The sequence below is a fragment of the Sphaerotilus hippei genome (assembly GCF_003201595.1).
GTDB lineage: Bacteria > Pseudomonadota > Gammaproteobacteria > Burkholderiales > Burkholderiaceae_C > Sphaerotilus > Sphaerotilus hippei.
In genome coordinates this window covers 75072-83269 of the sequence record NZ_QJJS01000012.1, presented here as the reverse complement: position 1 = coordinate 83269, position 8198 = coordinate 75072, and the positions used below count along the sequence as shown (strand labels likewise).

4 protein-coding genes are annotated in these 8198 nt (G+C 69.2%); 2 read left to right on the top strand and 2 right to left on the bottom strand.

Features of this window, described 5'->3' with window-relative positions:
- Nucleotides 1-3266, top strand: a 3266-nt coding sequence (locus C7444_RS13415) for a beta strand repeat-containing protein (RefSeq protein WP_146219399.1), incomplete at its 5' end; no start/stop codon positions are given.
- Nucleotides 3267-3368: 102 nt separating this feature from the next.
- On the opposite strand, the gene C7444_RS13410 is transcribed toward C7444_RS13415, so the two are convergent.
- Both C7444_RS13410 and C7444_RS13405 read right to left on the bottom strand, forming a co-directional pair.
- Nucleotides 3369-5276 (bottom strand): bifunctional diguanylate cyclase/phosphodiesterase, encoded by a 1908-nt coding sequence (locus C7444_RS13410; RefSeq protein WP_110401357.1) that lies wholly within the window; start codon nt 5274-5276, stop codon nt 3369-3371.
- 33 nt (nt 5277-5309) lie between these two features.
- On the bottom strand, nt 5310-6029 hold the full coding sequence (locus C7444_RS13405; RefSeq protein WP_110401356.1) for a transglutaminase-like cysteine peptidase: 720 nt from the start codon (nt 6027-6029) through the stop codon (nt 5310-5312).
- A gap of 259 nt (nt 6030-6288) precedes the next feature.
- On the opposite strand from C7444_RS13405, the gene C7444_RS13400 reads away from it, so the two are divergent.
- Entirely contained in the window at nt 6289-8148 is a 1860-nt protein-coding gene (locus tag C7444_RS13400; protein ID WP_110401355.1) for a TolC family outer membrane protein, read from the top strand.
- Nucleotides 8149-8198: the final 50 nt, after the last annotated feature.

The following is an 8198-nucleotide window of genomic DNA, read 5'->3' as shown; positions in this document are numbered from 1 at the left end:
CCAACACCGTCACCGAGGACGCCACGCTCGCCTCGGCCTCGGGCAACGTCATCTCCGCCGTGGGCAACAGCCCGGCCGGGGGCGCCGACGTGCTCGGCGCCGATGCCGCGACCGTCTCCGGCGTGGTCGCCGGCTCGGCCGCTTCCGCCTCGGGCAACGTCGGCTCGGCCCTGGCCGGCGCCTATGGCTCGCTCACCCTCAACGCCGACGGCTCCTACGCCTACGCGCTGGACAACGCCAACGCCGCCGTCAACGCGCTCAAGGACGGCGTCTCCCTGTCGGACACCTTCACCTACACCCTCACCGACGCCGACGGCTCCACCTCCACCACCACCCTGGTCATCACCGTGGCCGGCCACACCGATGGCGTGCCCACCGTCGTCGTGCCCGACACCGACGGCAACGCCAACGGCGGCCTCAATGCCTCCGACCTCACCGTCTCCGAGGCCGCCGGCCCCACCCCGGGCTCCTTCTCCATCTCCGCCCCCGATGGCCTGGCCTCGCTGTCGGTGGGCGGCACCGTGCTCTCCCCCGCCCAGCTCTCCGGCCTGGGCACCTCCCCGGTCTCCATCGCCACCGGCGAGGGCACCCTCGTGCTCACCGGCTACGACGCGGCCACCGGCGTCGTCTCCTACACCTACGACCCCAGCGCGCAGACCAGCCCGACCACCGTCATCGACGCCATCACGCTGGTCGTCACCGATGCCGGCGGCGCCTCGGTCTCCGGCTCGCTGGACATCGCCATCACCGACACCGGCCTGAGCGCCGTGGCCGACGCCAACACCGTCACCGAGGACGCCACGCTCGCCTCGGCCTCGGGCAACGTCATCTCCGCCGTGGGCAACAGCCCGGCCGGGGGCGCCGACGTGCTCGGCGCCGACGCCGCGACCGTCTCCGGCGTGATCGCCGGCTCGGCCGCTTCCGCCTCGGGCAACGTCGGCTCGGCCCTGGCCGGCGCCTATGGCTCGCTCACCCTCAACGCCGACGGCTCCTACGCCTACGCGCTGGACAACGCCAACGCCGCCGTCAACGCGCTGAACGTCGGACAGGTGCTGAAGGACGTCTTCACCTACCGGATCACGGATGCGGACGGCTCGACCTCCACCGCGCTGCTGACCCTGACCATCAACGGCGCCAACGACGCACCGTCGGTCGTGACGATCAACACGGCCGTGTCGGAGGAAGGCCTGTCGACCGGCCTGGTCGACACGCTGGGCTCGCCGACCGACACCACCAACGCCACGCTCGCCACCGGCGCGCTGGGCATCAGCGATCCGGACGGCACGCTCCAGAGCGTGCGGCTGGTCGCACCGAGCGGTGCCGACCTGGCCAGCTACAAGTCCGGCGGCGTCACGCTGTCCTGGACGCTGAGCGCGGACGGCACGCAGCTGATCGGTGGCGTGCCCGACAAGGTCGTCGTCGTCGTGACGATCGCCCAGGACAGCAGCACCGGCGCCTGGAAGTACACCGTCAACCTGCAAGGCTCGATCGACCACTCCGGCACCGGCGAGGACGTGCTGCTGCTGCCGATCAGCCTGCTGGCCACCGACGACAGCGGGGCCACGAGCACGTCGACGCTGAACATCAGCCTCGAGGACGACTCGCCCTCGGCGCTGGTGCCACAGGTCGCGCAGATCGCGATGACGGACACGAACCTGATGATCGTGCTGGACGTCTCGGGCTCGATGACCGAGACCGACGGCTTCAACGGCCAGACCCGCCTCGAGACCGCGATCGCCTCCATCAAGAGCATGCTCGCGCTCTACGACGGACAAGGAGAGGTGAAGGTCCGGCTGGTGACCTTCTCGACCTCGGCCGCCGAAGCAAGCGCCGCCTGGCTGACGGTGAGCGAAGCCAACGCGGCACTTGACAACCTGCTGGCCCTCTACAACGACCCGTTCACCAACGCAGGCTATACCAACTACCACGCGGCGCTCAGCACCGCGATGGCGGCCTTCACGGATTCGGGCGCGCTGACCACGGCGCAGAACGTCACCTACTTCATCTCGGACGGCCTGCCCAACATCCCCGATGCGTCCGGCACCTCCGACATCACGGCGGCCGAACAGGCGGCCTGGACGGCGATGCTCGACAGCTATGACATGCTGAGCTTCGCCATCGGCGTCGGCTCCGACGTGGCCACCGCACAAGGCCAGACCGCGCTCAACCCGCTGGCCTGGGATGGCACGTCGGGCACCGACACCAACGCGACGATCGTCAGCACCTTCAGCCAGCTGAGCGCGGCCCTGGCCGCCACGCTGCCCGCCCCGGTGAACGGCAACCTGATCAGCGGCACCATCAGCAGCGCCAGCACGTTCGGCGGCGACAAGGGCCACATGCTGTCGCTGACGGTCGACGGCATCACCTACACCTACGCACCGGCCGGCGCGGGCGCCATCACCGTCACCGGCGGCACCAGCGCGGGCGTCTTCGACACGGTCGAGAACGTCATCACGATCACCACCACGGACGGTGGCGTGTTCAAGGTCGACCTGGATGACGGCAACTACTCCTACACCTCGCCCTCCAACCTGAGCGCACCGATCACCGACGTGATGTCCTACGTCGTGATCGACAAGGATGGCGACACGCAGAGCTCCAGCGTCACCGTGGTCGCCGGCCTGCCCTCGTCATCGACGAGCTCGACGAGCACCGCCGCCGCCGCCAGCTTCCTGGGCACCAGCGGAGCCGACAGCTACGCCGGCACCGGCCTGGCCGACAGCGCCTACGGTGGCGATGGCAACGACATCCTGTTGGGCAGCAGCGGCAACGACCTGCTGCATGGTGGCGCGGGGGACGACCGCCTCAGCGGTGGCACCGGCAACGACCAGCTCACCGGCGGGCTCGGCAAGGACGTCTTCGAATGGCACCTCGGTGATGCCGGCACGTCGGACACGCCGGCCGTCGACACGATCACGGACTTCGATCCGTCACCCGCCTCGTCGGGCGGCGACATCCTGGACCTGCGCGACCTGCTGTCCGGCGAAGGCAGCGGTGCCAACAACTCCGTGGGCAATCTGGACAACTACCTGGACTTCGGCTTCTCGACGTCCGGCACCGAGACCAGCACGACCATCCACATCAGCTCGCAGGGGGGATTCAGCAGCGGCGTGTTCAGCGCCGCGGCCGAGGACCAGACCATCGTGCTCAGTGGCGTGGACCTGCGCAGCTCGCTGAGCCTGACCTCCAGCGCGACGGATGCGCAGATCATCGAAGCCCTGCTGCAGCAGGGCAAGCTGGTGGTCGATCCGGCCAGCGGCGGTTGATGCGGGACAGGCCGACCGGGGACACATCCCGGTCGGCCTGTCGTCGGTCGGATCGAATCGCATCACCGAGGGGGCGTCGAGCCCCCTCGGTGCTTCTGAAGCTCAGAGGCGCACGGCCGGCCCGGTCACGCCGTCGATGCGGCACTGCCACAGCATCTCGAGGTCCGCCTCGTTCTGGACGCCCTCGGCATAGACCGACAGGCTCAAGGCCTTCAGCAGGGCCACGGTGCGGCGCACCAGCGTCGCGCGGCTGGGCTCCTGGGCCACGTCGATGATCACGCTGGCCGACAGCTTGACGTAGTCGAGCCCCACCTCCAGCAGGCCGGGGGCGGAGGTGATTCCCACGCCCGCATGCTCGACCCCGATGCGCACGCCGAAGGGCCGCAGCTGCCGGGCCATCTCGGCGAACGGATCGACATCGTCGAACAGCACCCGCTCGGACACCTCGATCCAGAGCTGGCGCGCGGCCTCACCGGCCGCGGAAATGCGCGACCGCACCCGCGGCAGGAAACAGGCATCACGCAGCGACTGCCGGGAGACGTGCACGCACCGTGGCGCGCCATCCTCGGCGATGGCCTTCAGCGCCAGCAGCACCGCGATCTCGTCGACACGCGCCATCATCTGCGTGCGCAGCGCAAAGGGCATCCAGTGGGCGGCGGGCTCGAACTCGCCCCCCTCCTTGAGTTGCACGCGCAGCGGGGACTCGAAGTGGATCAGCGCACGACGGGCATCGATCACCGGGAAGCTGACCAGCCGGGTGCGGCGCCGGGACAGGGCCTCGTCGAGCTGGCGGCGCCACGCATCCTCGCCACCGGACTCGGACGGCGACGATGAAGGCATCAGCTCGGAGACCATGGTGAAGGCGCCGGCCACTTCGGCGCGCGCCAGGGCCGCATCGGCACAGGCCATCACCTGGCCGACGCGGTCACCCCGCTGCGCGGCCACCAGCGACGCCACCACCGCCACGTCGGCGTGGGCGGACATCACCGCCTGCACACGCACCATCAGGGCCTGCGACCAGTCGGCGGCCTCGACCGCCGAGGTGTTCAGCAGCGCGAAATCCGAACCATTGAGTCGTCCCACCGAATGGGGCTCGACCCCGGCGACCGGCTCGGACAGCGCACGGGCGAGGCCCTGCAGCATCGTGTCGGTCTGCGCATGGCCCAGCCGGCGGTTGACGTCGGCCAGCGCCAGGACACGCACCAGCAGCAGCAGGCCCCGGGTGGCGCCGGACTCGCGACCCAGCTCGGCCTCGAAGCCGGCCAGGAACTGGCGGCGATGGGTCAGGCCCGTCAGCTCGTCGCAATGGGCCTCATGGCGCAGGGTCTCGACCTGCGACGCCTGTTCGGCGAACAGCAGCCGCAGGCGCTCGACCATCGCGTTGAGCGCCTGCGCCACGCGGCGCAGTTCCGGCGTGCGCGGCACGGCCATCTGCAGGAAACGACGCTCCGACAGCGCCTGGGCCTGATCGACCACCGCATCGAGCGGACGCCTCAGGCGGCTCACCGCCCACCAGCCGCAGGCCGCGGCGATCAGGCCGAGCGCGGCCATCAGCACGGTGGTGCGGATCGCACCGGTCCACAGGTCGTCGTGCGCATACGAGGTGTGGCTGATCACCTCCAGCACCCCCAGCTGGGTCCAGCCGCTGGACACCTGCGCCACGCCAGGCTTGGGGTGGATGGGCACGAGCCGGGCGAACCAGGCCGGCGACGAGCCGGCGGACGCGTTCGCGCTGCGCTCGACCAGCACCCGGCCGTCGGGCGCCTTGAGCCGGATGGATCGGTAATAACCGGTATCAAACTGGGCGGTCACGCCGAGCTCGACCAGCGCGGCGTCTCCGGTCAGCTGCGAGAGCGTCAAGGCCAGCGACTGCGCGTTGTCATTGTTCTTCAACGACACCTGGGTCTCGACATAAGCCTTGGCGGTCCACAGCGACACCCCGACGCTGCCGATGCAGCCGGCCACGATGATGCCCAGCACGAGCAGCCAGACCTGACGAATCAAAGACATTCAACACCCCATTGAGCCGGACATCCACAGGCCTCAGAACGAGCCTTCGTCCTTGACACGGACCAGCACGTCGCGCCACTTCGACAGACGTGCCACGGGATCCCCTGCCGATCCCCCCTGCGCACCTTGCCACAATCCGTCGGTGTTGAAGCTGAAAACAGGGGTGAGATCCGGCCTCCGGGAAGCGGTCCGGATCTCGGTGACGAGGTTGTCGAGGATCAACGGCTCGGTGCCCGACGGCGGGTAGTACGCCAGCACCATGTGCGCAAGCTGCGGCCCGCCGGCCCCGCCGATGCTGGCGCGCACGTACACCAGCCTCAGGCGCTGCGCCGGCACGCCGGTCGCCAGCAGCGCGAAGTACTTGGAGATGGCGTAGTCCTCGCAATCACCCTGACCCTTTCCCAGGGATTCCACGGGAGTGGCCCAGTAATCGGCCACGCCCCAGGCGTCAATATCCTCCCGGAAATTCAAACGCCGATTGACGAACTGGTTCACGCTCTGCATGCGTGCGTCGTCATCGAGGCCGCCCCCCTGCTGCACCACCGCCTGGTAGGCCTTGACCGCCTGCACGCCGACCGCCCCCCAGCGCTGCGCCTGGGCCGCCTGACGATCGGGCTCCCAGGACGGCAGCGCGGCGGCCGTCACGCCCGCCAGCGCCAGGGCGGCCAGCACACGGCGCGCACCGGCTCCGGCGATGCACGCTCCCGTCGGCCGGACATGGCGGATCAGGCGGGAGAGGACAGGACGCAACATGAGCCCGTTATCGGTCAACGAGGCGGTCACTGTAGGCCGACAGGCAACGCCCATACGCCAACTAGGCACGGACTGAAGGCGCCACCCCTCGAACCGATGTGATTTCTTGTTCAGATGTGACCAGATGTGGAATACTCTTCAAAGGGTATTGCTGCCCTGTTATCCCATAATAAAGCTGTTGTACCGGATCAACCCATGTGCCAACAGGCCCCCAGAAAGCAGGGGAGGAGCCGACGGCCAGCGCAAGGATCGACGAACAATGAAGAAAGCCGCATCGCACCTCATCGGTGTGCTAGCCCTCGCCTGCCAAGCCGCCATCGCGCAGCCTGCAGATCCCGTGAAGACCGCCGTGCAACGTGCCATCGCCACCAATCCGGAGGTGACCGCTCGTCTGAACGCCCTGCGCGCTGCGAGCAGCGAGACCGATGTGGCGCGCAGCGCCTACTATCCTCGGCTGGACCTGTCGGCCGAGGTCGGCCGCACCAGTGACCGCATCACGACGCGCACGCCCGCGTCGCAGTCGCTGACCAACACCGGCATCGCGCTGTCGGCCACGCAGCTGCTGTGGGACGGCCTGGGCACCCGCAACGAGGTCGAGCGCCTGAACCACGCCCGCCTGGTGCGCTACTTCGAGTTCCTGGACGCCTCCGAGCAGGCCGCCCTCGAGACCGTGCGTGCCCTGATGGACGTGCAGCGCACCACCCAGCTGGTCAAGCTGGCCGAGGACAACTACGTCCAGCACCGTTATGTGCACGACCAGATCCAGTCCCGCGTGAAGGCGGGTGTCGGCCGTGGCGTCGACCTGGAGCAGGCCGCCGCGCGTCTGGCACTGGCCGAATCGAACCTGACGACCGAGACCGCCAACCTGCACGACGTCACCGAGCGCTATCGCCGCCTGGTGGGCGCTGCGCCGACGCTGTCGTCGTCCTTGCCCACGCTGTTCGACAAGGGCATGCCCGCCTCGGCCTCGACGCTGCTGGACCAGACCGCCAAGCGCAACGTGACGGTGGCCGCCGCGGTCGAGAACTTCCGCGCGGCCCAGGCCCAGTCGAGCCAGAAGGAAAGCAGCTACCAGCCGCGCGTCGAGGCCCGCATCCGCAGCGGCCTGGGCCGCAACTTCGACGGCGTGGCCGATCAGCGGCGTGACACCACCGCCGGTGTCGTGCTGAACTGGAACCTGTTCAACGGCGGCGCCGACCAGGCCCGGGTGCGGCAATCGGCCCACCTGCTGAACCAGGCTTCGGACACCCGTGACAAGGCCTGCCGCGACACCCGCCAGACCGCCGCGATCGCGTTCAACGACGTGCGCAAGCTGACCGAGCAGATCGTCTACCTGGACCGCAACACGCTGTCGTCCGAGAAGACCCGTGACGCCTATCGCCAGCAGTTCGAGATCGGCCAGCGCACGCTGCTGGACGTGCTGAACGCCGAGAACGAGCTCTACACGGCCAAGCGCGCGCTGGCGAACGCGGAGCACGACCTGGTGACCGCCAAGGCCCGCACCCACGCCGCCACCAGCAGCCTGGTCGCGATGCTGGGCCTGACCCGCGCCGGCACGGCCGAGGACGAGTCCAGCGACGGCCGCTACTGGCAGGCCGGGGACGATGCCGCGCTGCGCTGCCCGCTGACGCCGACGGACATCAACGCCACGCCGAAGGCCGATCTCGACAGCCGCGCCCGCCTGCTGCAGACCAGCGCCACACCCGTGGCCGCCCCGGTCGCAGCACCGAAAGCCGCTGCAGTGCCGGCCCCCAAGCCCGCCGCACCGGTGGCGGATGCCGCACCGAGCACCCCGGTGTCGCAACGCCTGCTCGACTGGGCAGCCACCTGGTCCAGCAAGGACGTGACCCGCTACGTCAGCTTCTACGACAGCAAGTTCGTGCCTTCGGGCTCGACGCGCAAGGCGTGGTTCGCCAACCGCGCCCAGCTGCTGCGCGCCGAAGGTGCCGTGGACCTGAAGATCAGCAACGTGCAGCGACGCACGCTGGCCAATGGTCAGGTCGAGACCACCTTCGAGCAGGCCTACACCGCCGGCGGCAAGACCAGCAAGACGAACAAGACCATCGCCTGGCAGCGCAGCGGCCAGGAGTGGTACATCGTCAAGGAAACCAGCCGCTGAGCCCAGCCTCAGCCCGGCCACGAAAAAGCCCCGCGCATGCGGGGCTTTTT

What these genes read in the sequence shown, in the direction of transcription:
- C7444_RS13410 (WP_110401357.1), bottom strand. Translation starts at nt 5,276, where the DNA reads ATGTCTTTGATTCGTCAGGTCTGGCTGCTCGTGCTGGGCATCATCGTG.
- C7444_RS13405 (WP_110401356.1), bottom strand. Translation starts at nt 6,029, where the DNA reads ATGTTGCGTCCTGTCCTCTCCCGCCTGATCCGCCATGTCCGGCCGACG.
- C7444_RS13400 (WP_110401355.1), top strand. Translation starts at nt 6,289, where the DNA reads ATGAAGAAAGCCGCATCGCACCTCATCGGTGTGCTAGCCCTCGCCTGC.